This window comes from Micromonospora fiedleri, assembly GCF_016774385.1.
GTDB lineage: Bacteria > Actinomycetota > Actinomycetes > Mycobacteriales > Micromonosporaceae > Micromonospora > Micromonospora gifhornensis.
In genome coordinates this window covers 1-255 of record NZ_JAETXL010000139.1, presented here as the reverse complement: position 1 = coordinate 255, position 255 = coordinate 1, and the positions used below count along the sequence as shown (strand labels likewise).

Genomic DNA, 255 nt, shown 5'->3' with positions numbered 1-255 from the left:
TCGGTCGAGCCGCTGGCGGCGACGTCGAAGGCGACCGGAATAGTGTATTCGGCCTTGTAGAGGTCGGCGATGTCGTAGACAAAGGATCGGTCGTGCCCGGTGTGGACGAATCCCAGGCCGGGTGAGGCGCCAACAGCGACGATGACGGCGTGCACCACGCCGTACAGGCAGGCGTGGGCGGCGGACAGTGCCTGGTTGACGGGGTCGCTGCTGGTAAAGTCGTCTGGGTTGTACTCACGGTTGCTCCAGTTCACA

At 63.9% G+C, this 255-nt stretch carries 1 protein-coding gene; it reads right to left on the bottom strand.

All coding sequences use genetic code 11. The features are described from left to right. Nucleotides 1-255 (bottom strand): CRISPR-associated endonuclease Cas1 (locus JMF97_RS30995; RefSeq protein WP_203224708.1); only part of this gene is annotated, 255 nt, incomplete at both ends.